General features: G+C 72.4%; 18 protein-coding genes. 8 read left to right on the top strand and 10 right to left on the bottom strand.

The genetic code is table 11. From position 1 onward, the window contains the following. Positions 1–78 precede the first annotated feature (78 nt). Entirely contained in the window at positions 79–684 is a 606-nt protein-coding gene (locus ACFE7W_RS15985) for a class I SAM-dependent DNA methyltransferase (protein ID WP_375425814.1), read from the bottom strand. A gap of 76 nt (positions 685–760) precedes the next feature. On the opposite strand from ACFE7W_RS15985, the gene ACFE7W_RS15980 reads away from it, so the two are divergent. Beyond that, positions 761–1,480: a DUF1361 domain-containing protein gene (locus tag ACFE7W_RS15980; RefSeq protein ID WP_375425813.1), complete on the top strand. Its 720-nt coding sequence runs from the start codon at positions 761–763 to the stop codon at positions 1,478–1,480. A gap of 14 nt (positions 1,481–1,494) precedes the next feature. Here ACFE7W_RS15980 and ACFE7W_RS15975 read toward each other — a convergent pair whose 3' ends face one another. The 4 genes from ACFE7W_RS15975 to ACFE7W_RS15960 form a co-directional block, all read right to left on the bottom strand. After that, positions 1,495–2,166: a response regulator gene (locus ACFE7W_RS15975; RefSeq protein ID WP_375425812.1), complete on the bottom strand. Its 672-nt coding sequence runs from the start codon at positions 2,164–2,166 to the stop codon at positions 1,495–1,497. Beyond that, positions 2,163–3,374: a sensor histidine kinase gene (locus ACFE7W_RS15970; RefSeq protein ID WP_375425811.1), complete on the bottom strand. Its 1,212-nt coding sequence runs from the start codon at positions 3,372–3,374 to the stop codon at positions 2,163–2,165. The genes ACFE7W_RS15975 and ACFE7W_RS15970 overlap by 4 nt, the downstream gene beginning before the upstream one ends. 13 nt (positions 3,375–3,387) lie before the next feature. Beyond that, a complete protein-coding gene (locus tag ACFE7W_RS15965; protein ID WP_375425810.1) occupies positions 3,388–3,816 on the bottom strand; it encodes a MarR family winged helix-turn-helix transcriptional regulator in 429 nt (142 codons plus the stop codon). Positions 3,817–3,877: 61 nt separating this feature from the next. Beyond that, positions 3,878–5,254 (bottom strand): DUF4032 domain-containing protein, encoded by a 1,377-nt coding sequence (locus tag ACFE7W_RS15960; RefSeq protein ID WP_375425809.1) that lies wholly within the window; start codon positions 5,252–5,254, stop codon positions 3,878–3,880. Between ACFE7W_RS15960 and ACFE7W_RS15955 the strand changes: the two genes are divergently transcribed. From ACFE7W_RS15955 to ACFE7W_RS15945, 3 genes are all read left to right on the top strand, one after another. Then, complete coding sequence (locus tag ACFE7W_RS15955; RefSeq protein WP_375425808.1) at positions 5,253–6,167, top strand: 3-methyladenine DNA glycosylase; 915 nt, start codon at positions 5,253–5,255, stop codon at positions 6,165–6,167. The genes ACFE7W_RS15960 and ACFE7W_RS15955 overlap by 2 nt on opposite strands. A 104-nt stretch (positions 6,168–6,271) precedes the next feature. Further along, entirely contained in the window at positions 6,272–6,700 is a 429-nt protein-coding gene (locus ACFE7W_RS15950; protein ID WP_375425807.1) for an ester cyclase, read from the top strand. 24 nt (positions 6,701–6,724) lie between these two features. Beyond that, the gene (locus tag ACFE7W_RS15945; RefSeq protein ID WP_375425806.1) at positions 6,725–7,195 is read left to right on the top strand and encodes a hypothetical protein; all 471 of its coding nucleotides are present in this window, start codon (positions 6,725–6,727) and stop codon (positions 7,193–7,195) included. Here the strand turns inward: ACFE7W_RS15945 and ACFE7W_RS15940 are convergent. Further along, on the bottom strand, positions 7,168–7,752 hold the full coding sequence (locus ACFE7W_RS15940; protein ID WP_375425805.1) for a GNAT family N-acetyltransferase: 585 nt from the start codon (positions 7,750–7,752) through the stop codon (positions 7,168–7,170). The two genes, ACFE7W_RS15945 and ACFE7W_RS15940, sit on opposite strands and share 28 nt — an antisense overlap. Positions 7,753–7,801: 49 nt before the next feature. Between ACFE7W_RS15940 and ACFE7W_RS15935 the strand changes: the two genes are divergently transcribed. Further along, the gene (locus ACFE7W_RS15935; protein WP_375425804.1) at positions 7,802–8,656 is read left to right on the top strand and encodes an NUDIX domain-containing protein; all 855 of its coding nucleotides are present in this window, start codon (positions 7,802–7,804) and stop codon (positions 8,654–8,656) included. 116 nt (positions 8,657–8,772) lie between these two features. On the opposite strand, the gene ACFE7W_RS15930 is transcribed toward ACFE7W_RS15935, so the two are convergent. After that, the gene (locus ACFE7W_RS15930) at positions 8,773–9,870 is read right to left on the bottom strand and encodes an ABC transporter ATP-binding protein (RefSeq protein ID WP_375425803.1); all 1,098 of its coding nucleotides are present in this window, start codon (positions 9,868–9,870) and stop codon (positions 8,773–8,775) included. Between the two features lie 265 nt (positions 9,871–10,135). On the opposite strand from ACFE7W_RS15930, the gene ACFE7W_RS15925 reads away from it, so the two are divergent. From ACFE7W_RS15925 to ACFE7W_RS15915, 3 genes are read left to right on the top strand one after another with little or no spacing between them, the layout of a single operon-like run. Beyond that, positions 10,136–11,152, top strand: a complete 1,017-nt coding sequence (locus tag ACFE7W_RS15925) for a permease (RefSeq protein WP_375425802.1) — start codon at positions 10,136–10,138, stop codon at positions 11,150–11,152. A gap of 28 nt (positions 11,153–11,180) precedes the next feature. After that, positions 11,181–11,924, top strand: coding sequence for a TIGR03943 family putative permease subunit (locus ACFE7W_RS15920; protein ID WP_375425801.1), 744 nt, complete (start codon positions 11,181–11,183; stop codon positions 11,922–11,924). Next, positions 11,914–13,302, top strand: a complete 1,389-nt coding sequence (locus tag ACFE7W_RS15915; protein ID WP_375425800.1) for a hypothetical protein — start codon at positions 11,914–11,916, stop codon at positions 13,300–13,302. Before ACFE7W_RS15920 ends, ACFE7W_RS15915 begins: the two co-directional genes overlap by 11 nt. A 36-nt stretch (positions 13,303–13,338) precedes the next feature. Here ACFE7W_RS15915 and ACFE7W_RS15910 read toward each other — a convergent pair whose 3' ends face one another. The 3 genes from ACFE7W_RS15910 to ACFE7W_RS15900 all read right to left on the bottom strand — a co-directional run bounded on the left by ACFE7W_RS15910 (position 13,339) and on the right by ACFE7W_RS15900 (position 17,058). Further along, complete coding sequence (locus ACFE7W_RS15910) at positions 13,339–14,472, bottom strand: CobW family GTP-binding protein (protein WP_375425799.1); 1,134 nt, start codon at positions 14,470–14,472, stop codon at positions 13,339–13,341. 312 nt (positions 14,473–14,784) lie between these two features. Beyond that, positions 14,785–15,579: a transglutaminase family protein gene (locus ACFE7W_RS15905; RefSeq protein WP_375425798.1), complete on the bottom strand. Its 795-nt coding sequence runs from the start codon at positions 15,577–15,579 to the stop codon at positions 14,785–14,787. 72 nt (positions 15,580–15,651) lie between these two features. After that, the gene (locus ACFE7W_RS15900; protein WP_375425797.1) at positions 15,652–17,058 is read right to left on the bottom strand and encodes an L-serine ammonia-lyase; all 1,407 of its coding nucleotides are present in this window, start codon (positions 17,056–17,058) and stop codon (positions 15,652–15,654) included. Positions 17,059–17,072 lie beyond the last annotated feature (14 nt).

Here is a 17,072-nt window from a genome sequence, read left to right as displayed (position 1 = left end):
GTGCCGCCGGCGACGACGCCGAGACTCCCGGTGCGGCCCGCCGACCGGGCTCGGTGCTGGCCGCCAGGGCCGTACCGCTCAGCGGGCGCGGGCGACCAGGGCCGCGTGCGCTCGCGAGCGGCGTCCCACGGGCGGTCGCTGATGATGTTCGACGACCTCGAAGCCAGCGTCATCCAGGAGTGACGACATCGCGTCGACCGACCAGGAGTACGCGGTGATGACGGTGTGGTCGAAGCTCTGCCCGGAGTCACCGTCGACGAAGCCGAGGACCAGGCTGCCGTCGGAGCGGAGGACGCGGCGGAGCTCCGCGAGCAGGCTCGGAAGCGCGTCGGGTGAGGTGTGGATGACGGAGTACCAGGCCAGCACCCCGCCGACGGTGCCCGAGCGCAGGGGAAGCGCCGCGAGCGAGGCCCGGAGGAACGGCACCGTGGGGCGGCGGCGTCGCCCCACGGTCAGGAACTGCTCCGACAGGTCGACGCCGAGGACCTCGCGGGCCCCCTGCCGCAGGATCTCCGTCCACTGGCCCGGTCCGCACCCGGCGTCGAGGAGCCGACCCGAGGTCGAGTCACGCCACCGGTCCACGAGGGCGCGGTCGGCCTCGACCAGCTGGTCGAGGCTGCCGAACAGCTCGACGTACTCCGCGGCCCTCTCGTCGTACGCCGCCCCGACGTCGCTGACGCTCATCCGGCGATTCTGCCGCGCCGGGTTGTTTCTTCACCTCGGGGTGCATCCGGGTCGCCGCGGTGCCAGACTCGACGTCGTGCCCGCCACCGTGACGACTCCCGAGGTTGGCCGCCGGCTCGGGTCCTGGTGGGCCTGGCTGACCCTCGCGCTGGCCTTGGCCTCACTGGCCTCGATCGGCCTGCTCGAGGTCCGGGTCGATCGCGTCGGCAAACCGACCTTCCTGTTCCTGGTCTGGAACCTGGCCCTGGCCTGGGTCCCCTTTCTGCTCGCGCTCGGCGTCGCCGCCGTGCACCGGGTGAGGGGCCCGCGGCCGCTCCTGGCGGTGCTCGGCCTGGGCTGGCTGGTCTTCCTCCCGAACGCGCCGTACATCCTGACCGACTTCGTCCACCTGAGGAGCAGGGTCGGCGCGCCGCTGTGGTTCGACGCCCTGCTCATCGGCACCTTCGCCGCCACGGGCTTGGCTCTCGGGCTGGCCTCCCTGCTCGTCGTGCACCACGTCGTCGAGGCACGCGCCGGGCGGGTCGCCGGCTGGGTCGTCGCCGTGACCTCGCTGCTGCTCAGCGTGGTCGGCACCTACCTCGGACGCTTCCCGCGCTTCAACTCCTGGAACGTCATCACCGACCCGGACGGCCTGGTCTCGGTCGCGCTGCGGAGGATCGGGGACCCGTTCGGCAACCCCTTCCTGCTGCGCTACGCGGGAGCGATGTCGGTCCTGCTGCTCACCTCCTACCTGGTGGCCTGGCTGGTGGCCCGCCCCCTGCTCCGACCGGTCCGCGCCGCCCGCGTCCGCGGCTGAGCCCAGGGAGCCGGTCAGCCGGGCGCGTCGCCGGAGGCTGAGACCAGCCCGCTCGCGTAGGCCAGGATCACCAGGGCGACGCGGTCCCGACGCCCGGCCCGGGCCAGGATCCGTCCGACGTGGGTCTTGACGGTGGCCTCCGCGAGGTACAGCTCGGCGGCGATCTCGGGGTTGGTGCGGCCGCGGGCGATGGCGGTCAGCACCTCCCGCTCCCGCTCGGTCAGCGACGCCACCAACCGGGCGGCCTCCGGGTCGCGGCCGGTGCTCAGGCCGTACCGCTCCACCAGCCGGCGCGTGGTGCTGGGGGCGAGCACCGTCTCGCCGAGGGCGACGCTGCGGATGGCGGCCAGCAGGTCCGCCGGTGGACTGTCCTTGAGCAGGAAGCCGGACGCCCCGGCGCGGAGGGCGCGGTAGGCGTACTCGTCGAGGTCGAAGGTGGTCAGCATCAGGACCCGTGGCCGCGGTCCCGACCCGCTGAGGAGGCGCTCGGTGGCCGCGACGCCGTCCAGGCGCGGCATCCGGACGTCCATCAGCACCACGTCGCACGCGGTGTGCCGTAGCTGGGCGACCGCGTCCTCGCCGTCGCCGGCCTGGCCGACCACCTGCAGGTCGGGCTGGGAGTCGATCACCATCGCGAACCCCGCCCGGACCAGCTCCTGGTCGTCGACGACGAATACCGAGATCACGCTTTCCTCTCCCGTTGGTCAGCCGACTCGGCCCGTGAGGTGGCCGGCATCCAGGCGGTCACCGCGAAACCGCCGCCCGGGACGGGCCCGATCCGGGTCCGGCCTCCGGTGGCGGTGACCCGCTCCCGGAGCCCCGTCAGTCCGACGCCGGGAGGGCCGGCCGCGGCGTCTCCCGACGCCCGGCCCGAGTCCTGCACCGAGACCATCAGCTCCTCACCCAGCCGCTGCAGGGTGACGGTGACCACCGCCCCGCCGTGCCGTCGGGCGTTGGTCAGCCCCTCTTGGATCAGCCGGTAGGCGGTCAGCGAGGTCAGCTCGGACAGCTCGGAGAGGTCGCCGTCGACCTCCAGCGTGACCTCCGCGCCGGCCGCCCGGGCCTCGGCCACCAGCACGTCGAGCCGTCGCAGGCCCGGCACGGGAGCCACCGACGCCTGACCCGGCTCGCCGTCCTCGGCCCGCAGCAGGCCCAACAGCTGCCGCATCTCCTGCAACGCGGCGCGTCCGGTTCGGGAGATCTCACCCAGCGCGGACCGGGCGACGTCGGTGTTCGCGTCCGGCGGCAGGGCGTAGGAGGCGCCGTCGGCCTGGACGATCATCACCGTCAGCCCGTGCGCCACCACGTCGTGCATCTCCCGGGCGATCCGGGTCCGCTCGGCCGCCGCACTCAGCTCGGCGAGCTGGCTGCGCTCCCGCTCCAGCTGCGCGGCCCGCTGGCGTACGGCCAGGTCGCCCTCGCGGGCCCGCCGGGCCTGCTCGCCGAAGGCCCAGGCGGCGACCACCAGGACCACCGCACCCGCCGCGCTCAGGGTCTGCACCAGCGTCAGGTCGGGGCCGAGCCGTCGGTCGAGGTAGCCCCACCAGCGCCGCCAGACCCCCACCCCGACCAGGACGAACGCGCAGCCGAGGCCCACCAGGCCGGTCCGCCGGTCCGTCCAGCCGCCCAGGGTGGCCAGCGCCAGCAGGACCGCCGCGTCGTGGAACCCGATCGGCACGCCCAGCAGGGCCTGGGTCAGGGCGGCGACGCCGACGAGGGTGGCGCCGGTGCGGGGCCGGGACCGGCGCAGTGCGAGGGGCAGCATCACGAGGGGGACGAAAACCCAGTCCGCCGCGTCCAGGCTGGTCGACAGCACCTTGAGCAGCACCGCGGCCACGCCGGCGAGCAGCACCGCGAGGACCAGGTCCGACCCCTGGGCCGCCCGGGGGGTCACCGCAGCGGAGACGTCAGGCCTCCAGCGTCATCAGGCGCCGCATCACCTCGACGCCGTCCCGCAGCGCCTTGAGGTCGCGACGGGAGAGCTGGGAGAGGTACGGCTCGAGGCCGGTGCCGAGTGAGTGGCGCAGCATCCTCAGCTCCTCGTGGCCGCGGGGGGTCAGGGCAATCATCCACGCCCGGGCGTCGCGGGGGTCGGCCGTGCGGTCCACCAGGCCGGCCGCCTCCAGCCGCTTCACGTGGTTGGTGATCGTCGGCTGAGAGCAGCGCTCGGCCAAGGCGAGCTCGCTGATCCGCGTGGGCCCCTTGTCGTTCAGCCGGGCCAGCAGCCGGCCGGCGGCCAGGCTGAGCGTGACGGGAGCAGCGTTCGGAGCCCAGCGGACCATCCGGGCCGAAGCCGAGATCAGGTCCTCCCCCAGGGCGTGCAGCTCCTCATCCATCAGACGAGGGTAGTGCGCATTACGGCCCTCAGCATGTTGCCAGGGCCACGGCTTCGGCGGGTCAGCCCTTGGCGGCCTTCGCGCGCAGCGCCCCGATGTCGAGATAGGCGTGGGCGGGAGGCTCGTCCGCGGCGTCCCCCTCCTCGTCCTCCCACGGGTCGTAGGGCTTGTCTGCCTCGTCGTCGGCGTAGCCCTGGGAGGGGTCGAACGGGTTCTGCAGCGGTCCCATCGAGTCGAGTGAGAGGGCGATCTGCTCGTCGGGCAGGTCCTGCAGGACCGTCGACATGTAGCTCTGCGCCGCCTCGTCGACGGCGATCTCGCGGCCGGCCTTCTCGCTCATGAACCACCGGTGCTCGAGCACCTCGTGGTAGAGCTCCGCGGGCTCGAGCTTCTTGCGCAGGTTGGACGGGACGGAGTTGACCACCGGCTCGAAGCGGTCGTTGAGCCACTGGTGGGCCACGATCGACTCGTCGGCGCCCTGCTGGTCGGTGCGGGCGCGGTAGTAGTCGAGGTCGTTCAGCAGCCGGCGGGCCTGGTTCTCCTCGGTGTCCAGCCCGGTGAGCCGGAGCAGCCGACGGGAGTGGTGCCCGGCGTCCACGACCTTGGGCTGGATGCGGATGGTCGAGCCGGCGAAGTCGGTGGTGATGTCCAGCTCGGCCACGTCGAAGCCAAGCGCATTGAGCCGCCGGACGCGGCTCTCGATCCGGTGCATCTGGCTGCCGTCGAACTCCTCGACCTCGGTGAGCTCGGCCCAGAGCTCGCGGTAGCGGTTCTCGATCGTCTCGACCAGGGTCAGCGGGTCCAGCGCCTCGTCCAGCAGCCCGCCGGCCTCGAGGTCGCAGAACTCCCCGAACAGGTTGACCCGGGCGATGGACAGGTCGTGCTCGCGCTGGCCGTCACTGAGCTGGTCGTGCAGCTCGCCGGTCTCCGCGTCCACCAGGTAGGCGGCGAACGAGCCGGCGTCGCGGCGGAACAGGGTGTTCGACAGCGAGACGTCGCCCCAGAGGAAGCCGATCAGGTGCAGCCGGGCCAGCAGCACCACCATGGCGTCGACCAGCCGGTTGACGGTGTCCTGCCGGACGCCACGGCTGAACAGCGAGCGGTAGGGCAGCGAGAACTGCAGGTGCTTGGTGATCAGGATCGGGTCCAGCGGCTCGCCGTCGACGTCCAGCCGGGTGGTGACCACGCCGACCGCCTCGACCGACGGGGTGTCCAGCCGGGTCAGGTCGCGCAGCAGCCGGTACTCGTGCTTGGCCAGGTGCTCCAGCACCTCCTTGGCCGCGTAGATGTCCGAGCCCACCCGGACGAACCGGACCACGTGCCGGGAGATGCCGCGCGGCAGGGCCACCAGCCGCTCCTCCGGCCACTCCGCCAGCGGGGTCTCCCACGGCAGGGTGATCAGACGGGTGTCCGGACGCGCCGACAGGAACCTGGGCATGGGGGCATTGTCGCAGGCCCCGTACCGTGGCATCGTGCTGGCGGAGGCGGAGTGGCAGCAGCGGCGCGCCGCGCACGAGTCCCGGGTCGACGGCTGGCTGGGCGGCGTGACGGACCGTCGGCGTCGCGGGACGACGCACCCGGTCGAGGACTTCCTCTTCGAGTACTACAGCTTTCGGCCTGGCCAGCTGAGGCGCTGGCACCCGGGGGCCGGTGTGGTCCTCGGCGGCGAGGCGGCGCGCGAGCTGCTGGACCGCCGGCACTACGTCGAGGTCGACGGCGGGGTGGGCCTGGACGTGGCCGCCGTCCTCGGCGCCCGCGCCGGGACCGTTGCCTGGGCGCGGCAGCTGCTGAGGGCCACCGCGACGCGGCCCGGGTGGTTCGGGTGCTTCGGCCTGCACGAGTGGGCGATGGTCTACCGGTGGCCCGCCGCCGAGCTCCGGCACCCCGGCGTGCCGCTCCGCCTCGGGCCCGACGAGGTGGCGGCGGTGGTCGAGGAGCGCGGCGTCCGCTGCGGGCACTTCGACGCCTTCCGCTTCTTCACCCCGGCGGCCCGACCGCTCAACGTGCTGCAGCCGACCCGGGACGACCAGCCCGAGCTGGAGCAGCCGGGCTGCCTGCACACGAACATGGACCTCTACAAGTACGCGTACAAGCTGAGTCCGCTGGTGCCCTCGGAGCTGGTCGCGGACACGTTCGCGCTGGCGCGGGAGATCCGCGTGCTCGACATGCGGGCCAGCCCGTACGACCTGACCGGGCTGGGCTACGAACCCGTGCCGGTCGAGACGGTCGAGGGCCGGGCGACGTACGCCGCCGCGCAACGCGACTTCGCCGTCCGGGCCGCGCCGCTACGCCAGGCGCTGCTGGACGCGATCGACTCGTGCTCAGGCCTTCTGGGGCCAGTCGGCACGTGACCGGATATGAATCGCACACGACTGGGTAGTGCTCGACATAGAGCCCTCCCAGGACGGCAGTCCTGAAGTCGGCCGAGCCGCCACCACCCACAGACGGAGATTCGATGAGCATCCTGCACAAGTCACGCGACACCAACCTCGCGGCCCAGACCGCGTTCGGAGAGGCGGTGAACACCGGGAACCTCGCCGCGTTCGACGAGCTGGTCTCGCCTTCCTGCGTCGACCACGACCCGGGCCCCGGTCAGGTCCCCGGTCCCGAGGGCTACCGCGACCTCTTCGGCGGGATGCGGGCGGCCTTCTCCGACCTGAAGGTGGAGGTGGAGCACCTGGTGGCCGACGACGACAACGTCGCCTTCGCCTACACCCTCACCGGCACCCATACCGGACCGTTCCAGGGGCACGGGCCCACCGGGCGCGCGTTCAGCGTGCGCGGCGTTCAGATCAGCCGGTTCGCGGACGGGCTGATGGTCGAGCGCTGGGGCAGCACCGACGAGATCGGGATCATGACCCAGCTCGGTCTGCTCCCGGCCTGAGTGCCAGGGGCCCAGGAGATGTCCTTGTCCGGAGGAATCTGGCGGGGTGCGGCCTCAGGCGCAGCCGGCACCACGGTGCTCAACGCGGTCACCTATCTCGACATGACCGTCCGCGGTCGTGCCACCAGCAGCACTCCCGAGCAGCTGGTCGAGGAGGTGGCCGGGCGAGTCGGAATCACGGTTCCGGGGGACGACGACGCCCGCGCCAACCGGCTGCAGGGCCTCGGACCGCTGTCGGGATCCGCGGTGGGCGTCGCCGTCGGCATCGGCGCCGGGCTCGCGGACGCGCTGCTGCGTCGTTCCGGCCGTCAGGTACCGGCACCGCTGGCCGTCCTGGTGATCGGCGGCGCGGCCATGGCGCTCTCGGACGTCCCGCTCAAGGCGTTCGGCATCAGCGACCCGGCCACGTGGGCCGCGAGAGACTGGGCGGCCGATGTCGTCCCGCACCTGGCCTACGGTGCCGCTACCTACGCGACGCTGCGCGGCCTGGGCTGAGGGGTCGTCCCGGCCGGGAGCCCCGGCCGGACCATCCGGTACATGGTCCGGTGGAACCAGCTCGGGCCGCAGTTCATCTCGTCCCCGTTCGCGACGAAGCCGTGCCGTCGGTAGAAGGCGTCGGCGCGGGCGTTGTCGTGCAGGATCCACAGGTAGGTCGCCTCGTCGGGCAGGGCGGCCTCGAGCAGCTGCCGGCCGAGCCCGGTACCGAAGGTCCGCCGGCGCGTGTAGAGGTGGTTGAGCTGGTGGGGCACGGTGGTCGGCGGGGCGTCGAGGGCGGCCTCCCAGTCCTGGACGCCCGGCCCCGACTGGACGATCCCGACCACCTCACCGGCGGCGTCGCGGGCGAGCCAGGACGAGTCGAGGGTGCCGTCCCGCCATTCCCGGCGCAGCCGGCGCACCTTCTCCGGCGCCTCGGCGCGGTGCAGCTGGGCGAAGGCCGGCGGCATGATGTCGACGTAGGTCTCGGCCAGGCAGTCGACGTGGCAGGCCACGTACTCCTCGGCGTCGTCGGGGGTGGCTTCGAGGATCAGCCAGGGCTCGTGCAGGTCTCCCATGGGGGCAACGCTGCCACGCATACGATCGGGCGGTGAGCGGTGGTGACGGGTGAGCAGTGGCGACGGGTGGACGACCTGCGCCCTCGGCCACCGTCACTGGGGGCTCTTCGGCGCGGCGGGGCTGTTGCTGCGCACCCCCGCGGACGAGGCGTCGGCGGTGGGCCTGCAGCTGCGGGCCGAGCGCAGCCACCACGGTGGCACCTGGGGCATCCTCGGCGGTGCCCGGCACGAGGACGAGACGCCCGTGCAGGCCGCCCTTCGCGAGGCGGCCGAGGAGGCAGGAGTCGAGCCCGAGAGGGTTGAGGTGGAAGCCGGCTACGTCGACGACCATGGCGGCTGGACCTACACGACGATCGTCGCGTCGGCCTCCTCGGCGATGGCCCTGGCGCCGCGGAACTGGGAGAGCGACGCCGTCGCCTGGGTGCCGCTGGTCGAGATCGACGGTCTCGCGCTGCACCCCGGGTTCGCGAGCACCTGGCCGCTGCTGCGCCAGGTCGGACCGGCGCCCCTGGTGGTGGTCGACGCGGCGAACGTCGTGGGCAGCAGGCCGGACGGCTGGTGGCGCGACCGGGCCGGCGCGGCCGAACGGCTCCGCGACCAGCTGGCCGCGGCCGCCGAGAGTGGCGTCGAAGGCCTGGGTCCGCCGTCCCCGCCGGGCCTGCGCACCTACCCTGCGTTCGTCCTGGTGGTGGAGGGCGCGGCCCGGGACGTGGCGGGGGTCCCCGGCGTCGAGGTGCTGTCCGCGTCGGGCTCCGGGGACGACGCGGTCGTCGCCGCCGTGGCCGAGCGCCGAGACCGCGGCCGTCCCGTACGCGTGGTCACCGCCGACCGCGAGCTGCGCCGGCGCGTCGAGGCTCTCGGTGCCGGCGTCCTCGGACCGCGGACGTTGCTCGACCTGCTCTGAACCCGACCCGGTTCCCGGTTCCGGGACAGGTCGGCCCGGGAACGCCACAGGCCCCCGGCGAGAAGCCGGGGGCCTGTGGTGTGGGTCAGCCGCGGGTCGACCGCGACCGGTGCGACTCAGGAGAGACGGTCACCGCTCTTGGTCGAGAACACGTGGAAGTGCTCCGGGTCGGCCGTCAGCCGGACGCTCGAACCGCGGGCCGGCGGGCGCCGGGACGAGATGCGGGCGACGATCTGCTGAGCGGTGAGACGCGCGTCCTCGTCCAGCCCCGAGAGGGTGCCGTACAGGAACGCGTCGGCGCCGAGCTCCTCGAGCACCGCGACGTCGATGCCGATGCCCTCGCCGGTCTCGGAGAGCGAGAAGTTCTCGGGCCGGATGCCCAGGGTGAGCTTGTCCTCACCCGCGGCCTTGGTCAGCCACTCGCGCGGCACCGGGACGGTGTAGTCGCCGACCTTGATGCCACCGTCGACGACGGTGCCCTCGATCAGGTTCATGGCGGGCGAACCGATGAAGCCGGCCACGAACAGGTTCTTGGGGGTGTCGTACAGGCGCAGCGGGCTGTCGACCTGCTGCAGGATGCCGTCCTTCATGACCGCCACCCGGTCACCCATCGTCATGGCCTCGACCTGGTCGTGGGTCACGTAGACGGTGGTGACGCCGAGCCGGGTCTGCAGCGCGGCGATCTGGGTACGGGTGGAGACCCGAAGCTTGGCGTCCAGGTTGGACAGCGGCTCGTCCATCAGGAACACCTGGGGCGAACGGACGATCGCGCGGCCCATGGCGACGCGCTGACGCTGGCCACCGGAGAGCGCCTTGGGCTTGCGGTTGAGGAAGTCCTCCAGGCCCAGCAGCTTGGCGGCCTCGGAGACACGCTGCTGACGCTCGGTCTTGGACACCCCGGCCATCTTCAGCGCGAAGCCCATGTTGTCACCCACGGTCATGTGGGGGTACAGGGCGTAGTTCTGGAAGACCATCGCGATGTCGCGGTCCTTGGGCGGCAGGTCGGTGACGTCACGGTCGCCGATGTGGATGGCGCCCGCGTTCACCTCCTCGAGCCCGGCGAGCATGCGAAGCGAGGTGGACTTGCCGCACCCGGAGGGGCCGACGAGCACCATGAACTCCCCGTCCCCGATGTTCAGGTTCAGCTTGTCCACGGAGGGGTGATCAGCACCCGGGTAGACGCGAGTCGCGTCATCGAATGAAACGGTGGCCATGCCACACAACCTTTCCACGGGCAGGTACGTGCCCGACGATCCGTAGTGGAAATAACCTCCGCAGTGTGACACGGAGCACCTGGCCGGGCAACAGCACCACCAGTAGGCTCTCCTGCAGCGTCGACACCGAGGGTGGAGCACGGGGTCGGGGGACCGCAGTCCCCCTGAGGCCCGCCGTGTCCCGGGAGTGCGGATCCGCGCCCCCTGATCCCCTCGTTCTCGTCCTGGGAGCTGCGTTGGCCGTCTCGACCCATCTCCGACGGTCATGACGGTCGTCGCCGAGCGTGCCGGACCGGTTCTGGCCAAGCGCCGACGGTGGGGTCGGCCCACGGCTGCCGCGGCCGTCCTCGGCCTGCTGGTCGTGGTGCGCGTCATCGCACCCGACCGGGTCGGGCTCGGCTCGCGGACCCAGGACTTCCTCACGCTGGCCATCAGCGTGGTCGTCGAGTCGCTGCCCTTCGTCGTGGTCGGGATCGCGGTCTCGGCCCTGGTCCAGATCTGGCTGCCGTCGGAGGTGATCTTCCGCGTCCTGCCGCGGACGCCGGCGCTGCGTCGGGCTGGGCTGTCGCTGCTCGGCGTCCTGCTCCCGGTGTGTGAGTGCGGCAACGTCCCGCTGGCCCGCGGACTCCTCGTCCGCGGCCTCACCGTCCCCGACGTCCTCACCTTCCTGCTCGCCGCCCCGATCCTGAACCCGATCACCATCGTGGTGACCTACCAGGCGTTCGGCTTCTCCGACGGCATCCTGGTCTGGCGGGTGGTGGGCGGGTTCGCCATCGCCAACCTCGTCGGCTGGCTCTTCAGCCGGCACCCGCACCCGGAGGACCTGCTGACCAGGCGTTTCACCGACAGCTGCCGCACTCATCGGCACGGCGCGGAGTCCGGCAGACCGCGACAGACCCTCGAGCTGTTCCTCGCCGAGACCACGACCATGCTCCCCGCGCTGTTCGTCGGTGCGGCGGCGGCCGGCGCCATCCAGGTGTTCGTCCCCCGCAACCTGCTCCTGGTCCTGGGTCAGAGCCCGCTCTGGTCCGTCGTCGCGCTGATCGTCCTGGCTTTCGTGATCGCGATCTGCTCGACCGTCGACGCCTTCTTCATCCTGTCGTTGGGCTCGACCTTCACCCCGGGTGCCATCGTGGCGTTTCTGCTGTTCGGCCCGATGATCGACGTGAAGATGCTCGCGCTGCTGCGGACGACCTTCCGCGGGCTGACCCTGGTCGAGCTCACGGCGGTGGTCGCCCTGCTGGTGGCCGCCGCGGGACTGGCGGTGAACCTTGCGCTGTGAACGTCTGCTCGCCCGGTGGACCGGTCTGGTGCTGACCCTGACGAGCGTCGTCGCCATCCTCGTGCTGGCCGGCCAGGGTCGTCTCACCCTCTACATCCACCCCCGGTACGTCACGTTCACGGTGGTCATGGCGCTGCTGGCCGGTGGGGTGATGGTGGCGGCGATCATCGCCGGCCGCGAGGAACATCCAGACCACGCCGGCCACGGGTGGGAGCACGACGTGGACCCGGACCAGGAGTCACAGGCTCCGGTGTGGCGGGGTCGGATGGCCGCACTGGCGCGGGCCGCGGTCCTGCTCGGTGCGGTCCTCGTGCTGCTGGTCGTGCCGCCGGCCAGCCTCACCTCGGTCGCTCGTCAGAGCCGGGAGCTGGTCACCTCCGGTCAGGCCCTCGAGTCGACCGACGTGACCACCCTGACGGGCGCCGACTCGTCCACCTTCACCGTCAAGGAATGGGCCGCGCTGCTGCGGCAGGGTGGACCGCGCGCGGTGGTCGGCCAGCACGTTGACGCCACGGGCTACGTCCTCGACCGCGGGGACCCCGACGTGTTCTACCTGACCCGGCTCATGGTGAGCTGCTGCGCGGTCGACGCCCAACCGGTCGGGGTGCCGGTCGCCCGTCGGCAGTGGCGCGACCAGATGCAGCCCTCGGACTGGGTGCGGGTGACGGGCAGCTTCACCCCGAACGCCGACCGGACCAGTCGCTACGCGACGGTCATCACCCCGACCGACGTCACGGTCGTGGACGAGCCGGCCCAGCCCTATGTCTACTGACGGATCGGGGGCGGACGCCCCGCCGGACCCGGTCCGGCGGTTCCACCACGGCATCCTGGTCGTCGTCGTCGCCCTGCTGCTGGTCGTGGCCGGGCTCACGGCCGCGAACTCGGTGCAGGGTGCGCGACTGGTGCGTGCTCAGGTCAGTCCCGATGCGGCCGTCGAGCGGGCCGGACAGCACCTGGTGCTGCAGCTCGACCAGGTCGTCGACCCCGTGCCCAGCGACGCGGTCGCGACCCTCCCCCACCTCGCCGTGGTCGCCCGCACCGACGGGTCCACCCTCGACCTGCAGCTCCAGACGACGCTCGCCTACGCGACGACCTACCAGGTGGAGGTGCCGCTGGTGAGTCGGGCCACGGGTGCGGCCTCGGTGCTGCGCTACGGCTTCACCACCCCGCCGGCGACGCTCTACACGCTGCACCGGGCGCAGGACTCCGACGACCAGCCGGACACCATCGAGCGGGTCACCGCCGGTGTCACGACACCCCAGCCGGTCCGGACGCTGCCCCGGATCCAGGAGTACGCCGTCGCCGACCCCGACATCGCCGTCGTCACCGCCGACGCCGACGGCCTGGACACCCTGCAGGTCGGGCCGCTCGATCCCGCGCACCCCTCCGACACGGTGCTGAGCGGTGTGCACCTGAGCCAGCTCAAGGCCTCCGGGTCAGCTGGCCTCTTCGGCTTCGTGGTCACGACCGAGACCGAGGGCACGACGTCCAACCCCGTGCACCTGCTGCTCTACCAGACCGGCTCCCGCACCGGCCCGCTCACCGTCACCGGTCTCGGCGGCCTCCCTGTCGAGGTCCGGGACTGGGCGTTCGTGCCGGGCACGTCTGCGGTCGTGGTGCAGGACCAGAACAACGGGATGTTCCTCCTGGACCCTGTCCGCGGGGCAGTCCCGAAGGCGCTGGGCGACCACCTGGAGATCCACGGCCTCGGCCGGGGGGCGACCCTGGTCGTCGGAGACGCCCAGAACCGGTACACCCGGATCGACCTGACGACGGGCCGGACCGAGCCGCTGCTCGACCTGCGGCTGGGCAGCGGTCTGCCCCGGCGGATCACCCCGCTCGGAGAGCGGGACCGGTTCGTGGCCGTCCTCAACCGCTACAGCGCCGGCGACCTGCATTCGTCCGCCGTCACCCTCGGCCCCCGCCGCCGGCCCCACCTCCTCTACACCCCACCTGCGGGAGCGACCGTCGAGGCGGTGTGCCTCTCACCCAACGAGCAGCTGGTTGCCGTGACGGCATCGGTCGAGACGGCCGGCTCCTACGCCGACGACCCGGATCCGGTCGGCAGTGTCACCACCGTCGTCGACCTCGGCACGGACGAGCACCCGCTCGTCGCACCGGGCTCAGCCGCCGACTGGTGCACCCGCTGACCGGTCCGGCAAGGGCCGTTCCTTCCCCACCACGAGTCAGTCCGTCGACGGCCGGGGCGAGGGGTCCTCGACCGTCTCCCGGTCGGCCGTCCTCGTGGGGAGGGGCCCCAGCCAGGGGGTGAAGCCGTCGTCGACGAGCTGGCTGGCCCAGGCGGTCGACAGATCTGCGGCCGTCGTCAGGACTCGGGAAAAGGTGTCCACGATCCGTCTCCGGTCGTCCGGGTCGCTGCCGGTGACCACGATCCGGCTGCCCGGGCGGCGTTGCCGCCACGGGCCGAGGTGGCCGATGGCGAGCTGTCCGCCGCTGCCGTCCCAGACGCAGGCGACGTCGGGTCGGGACGCGAGCCAGAAGTGACCGCGGGCCCGGACGCGGCCGGAGCCGAGCGCCTCGACGTGCCGCAGCAGCCGCCCCGGGTCCAGCGGTTGGTGGGCGCTGAGCTCGACCGTCCAGATCCCGTGCTCGTCCCGGCAGCTGCTGGGCTGCACCTGCAGGGGGTCCATCCGCCGGCGCGCCGTCTCGGTGTCGTGCCGGACGCCGACCAGGTGGTCGGCTGCGACAGAGTCCCAGCCGACGTGCAGCCGGCTGGTGGGCGCCACCAGGTGCGCCAGCAGGGTCTCGGCGGCAGCGGAGGCCCGGTCGACGGTGACCACGTCGTCGGCGAACTCCACCTGCGCCGCGACGGCCTCACCCACCGACCGCCGGTCGTAGTCGCCGAAGGCCAGCCCGCGTTCGTCGAGCAGCTCGTCGCCCAGCAGGTCGGCCTCGAAGGTGGCCAGGTCGACGAGGCTGACGACCGACGCGAGGACGGCGCCCTGGAGCGAGCCGTCGCCGATCGCCCGACCGATCTCGTACGCGACCGGCTCCGGCGCGGCGGTGAGCGGCAGCGACACCGCCACCGTGCTCCACCGGTCCAGGTTCAGGAGCATCTGCAGCGTGGGCAGCAGGTCTTCTCGCACCGCGCAGGCGAGGCAGGCGTGGTCCAGCGGGGTCGTCTCCTCGGCCAGCACCCCGGAGCGGTCGGTGATCGTCCGTCGCACCGCCCCGCCGCCGTCGTGGCCGACGACGAGGTCGTGGGTGACGACGACCACCGACGGCAGGTCGAGCAGCAGGCCCAGCGCGGCGGACCGCCGGGCGACGTCGTCGACCGCGGCAAGCAGCAGGACGGGCACCGGGCTCGTCACGACGTCGCCCGGTTGCCGGAGCGGCGCTGGAACTGCTCCACCCGGCCTGTGTCCCACGTCCTCGACCGGCCCGTGGAGCAGGGGTGGCTGGCCGAGCGGTCGCGGAACACGATCAGTCGGTACGGGGGATGGATGCCTGGCTTCATACGTGCTCCTCGGTGGCCGCGTCGAGGTCACTAGTGAATATGATTCCCGTTATCAAAGCAAGCAGCGCCGCTGTCACACTGGCTCTCCTGCCGCAGCCGCGAGCGGTGCCCCCGCCCACGTACCCCCACGCCCGCCGGGCAGGAGTGCCGTCGGTCAGACGAGCTGCAGCAGCTGACTGCCGTCGTCCCAGGGCAGCTCGTCGACCGTGGCGGTGACCTCGAGGCCGCTGAGCTGGACGTTGCCGCCCAGGTTGGTGAGGAACGCCGTGTCGGCGGCGTCCCGCCCGGTGGCCACCCGGAGCAGGCTCTGCCGGGGCGCGAGGTGGGTGGCGTCGACGACGTACCAGGCGCCGTTGACGTAGGCCTCGCAGACCGCGTGGTACTCCATCGGGCTCAGCCCGGGGGCGAAGACGGCGGCCATCCGGGCCGGCACGTTCAGCGCCCGCAGCAGGGCGATCGAGAGGTGCGCGAAGTCGCGGCAGACGCCCTGGCGGCCGAGCAGGGTCCGGACGGCGCCGTCGGTGGGCAGGCTCGAGCCGGCCGCGTAGGTGATGTGGCCGGCCACCCAGTCCCCGACCGCGGCGAGCAGCGGCTGGTCGGTGAGCCCGGCGAACTCGCTGAGCGCCGTCGGCCCGAGGCTGTCGGACTCGCAGTAGCGGCTGGGTCGCAGGTAGGTGATCAGGTCGAGCTCGTCCACGGCCGGGACGTCGAACTGCCCGTCCACCACGGCCCGGTAGTCCAGGCTGACCAGCTGGGCCGAGGTCTGCAGGACGTGCAGCCGGGTGCCGTTCGCGTCCACGATCTCCTGCGGCTCCACGGCCTCGCCGTCGGCCACGATCGACAACAGCTCGCTCTCGAACGGGGCCCGCGCCGCCACCGCGACGCTGTAGACCAGCTTCGTCGGCCCGGAGAGGGTGAGGTCGAGGTGGGAGGTGACCGTGCGCTTCATTCGCCCATCGTTCCAGCCCCGACTTGTCAGAACTGAGTTGTCCCATAGGACAACCCAGTTCTGACGAGTCGGTCAGCACTCGACGATGTTGACCGCGAGACCGCCGCGGGAGGTCTCCTTGTACTTGACCTTCATGTCGGCGCCGGTCTCCATCATGGTCTTGATCACCTTGTCCAGGCTGACGGTGTGCCGGCCGTCGCCGCGCAGGGCGAGCCGGGCGGCGGTGATGGCCTTGACCGAGCCGACGGCGTTGCGTTCGATGCAGGGGATCTGGACCAGACCGCCGACGGGGTCGCAGGTCAGGCCGAGATGGTGCTCCATCCCGATCTCGGCCGCGTTCTCGACCTGCTCGATGGTGCCGCCCATGATCTCGGTCAGGGCGGCCGCGGCCATCGAGCAGGCGGTGCCCACCTCGCCCTGGCAGCCCACCTCGGCGCCGGAGATGGACGCCGTCTGCTGGTAGACCGCGCCGATCGCACCGGCCGCCAGCAGGAAGCGGACGATCCCGTCGTCGTCGGTCCCGGGGACGAAGCGGACGGCGTAGTGCAGGACGGCCGGGATGATGCCGGCGGCACCGTTGGTCGGGGCGGTCACCACCCGTCCGCCCGAGGCGTTCTCCTCGTTCACCGCCAGCGCCCACAGGCTCACCCAGTCCAGCGCGCTCAGCGGGTCGACCGGCCCGGGCGGGAGGAGGACGTCGCCCGTCGCCACCGGTTCGGCCTCGACCAGTAGCCGGTCGTACAGCTCGGCGGCGCGCCGCCGGACCTTCAGCCCGCCGGGCAGTACCCCGTGCGCCGCACTGCCGGCCCGGACGCACCCAGCCATCACGGCCCAGATCTCCAGCAGGCCGGCCCGGACGTCGGCCTCGGGGCGCCGGGCGCACTCGTTGGCCAGCATCACCCCGCTGACCGAGAGTCCGGACGCTCGGCACTGCTCCAGCAGCTGGGCGGCGGTGCGGAAGGGGTGCGGCACTGGGGTCGGGTCGGGCCGCAGGGTCGGCTGGCCCGAGCCGTCGTCCTCCAGCACGAAGCCGCCGCCGATGGAGTAGTAGGTGCGCTCGAGGAGCACCCGGTCGCCGAGGTAGGCGGTGCAGGTCATCCCGTTCGGGTGGAAGGGGAGCGCACGCCGCCGGTGCAGCACCAGGTCGGTGTCGGGGTCGAAGTCGATCTCGTGGCGGCCCAGGACGCGGAGCCGACCGGTCCGCCGGACCTCCGCGGACCGGAGCCGGCCGGCGGCGGTGTCGACGGTCTCCGGGTCCTCGCCCTCCAGTCCCCAGATCACCGCGTCGTAGCTGCCGTGACCGTGCCCGGTCGCCCCCAGCGAGCCGAAGAGCTGCGCGCTGACCCGCGTCGCCTGGTCCAGCAGAGCCTCCTCAGCCAGCTGGGCGACGAAGCGGCCGGCCGCCCGCATCGGGCCGACCGTGTGCGAGCTCGAAGGGCCGATGCCGATGCTGAACAGGTCGAACACACTCACGCTCACCCACGTCAGTCTCC

This window comes from uncultured Friedmanniella sp. (assembly GCF_964244285.1).
GTDB lineage: Bacteria > Actinomycetota > Actinomycetes > Propionibacteriales > Propionibacteriaceae > Microlunatus.
The sequence above is the reverse complement of the archived record's forward strand: the minus strand, read 5'-3'. Positions and strand labels throughout refer to the sequence as shown.

Bases quoted from the DNA above. Each gene is read 5' to 3' on its own strand.
- ACFE7W_RS15985 (WP_375425814.1), bottom strand. From the start codon at position 684: ATGAGCGTCAGCGACGTCGGGGCGGCGTACGACGAGAGGGCCGCGGAG.
- ACFE7W_RS15965 (WP_375425810.1), bottom strand. From the start codon at position 3,816: ATGGATGAGGAGCTGCACGCCCTGGGGGAGGACCTGATCTCGGCTTCG.
- ACFE7W_RS15955 (WP_375425808.1), top strand. From the start codon at position 5,253: ATGGGGGCATTGTCGCAGGCCCCGTACCGTGGCATCGTGCTGGCGGAG.
- ACFE7W_RS15960 (WP_375425809.1), bottom strand. From the start codon at position 5,254: ATGCCCAGGTTCCTGTCGGCGCGTCCGGACACCCGTCTGATCACCCTG.
- ACFE7W_RS15950 (WP_375425807.1), top strand. From the start codon at position 6,272: ATGAGCATCCTGCACAAGTCACGCGACACCAACCTCGCGGCCCAGACC.
- ACFE7W_RS15940 (WP_375425805.1), bottom strand. From the start codon at position 7,752: ATGGGAGACCTGCACGAGCCCTGGCTGATCCTCGAAGCCACCCCCGAC.
- ACFE7W_RS15930 (WP_375425803.1), bottom strand. From the start codon at position 9,870: ATGGCCACCGTTTCATTCGATGACGCGACTCGCGTCTACCCGGGTGCT.
- ACFE7W_RS15925 (WP_375425802.1), top strand. From the start codon at position 10,136: ATGACGGTCGTCGCCGAGCGTGCCGGACCGGTTCTGGCCAAGCGCCGA.
- ACFE7W_RS15915 (WP_375425800.1), top strand. From the start codon at position 11,914: ATGTCTACTGACGGATCGGGGGCGGACGCCCCGCCGGACCCGGTCCGG.
- ACFE7W_RS15905 (WP_375425798.1), bottom strand. From the start codon at position 15,579: ATGAAGCGCACGGTCACCTCCCACCTCGACCTCACCCTCTCCGGGCCG.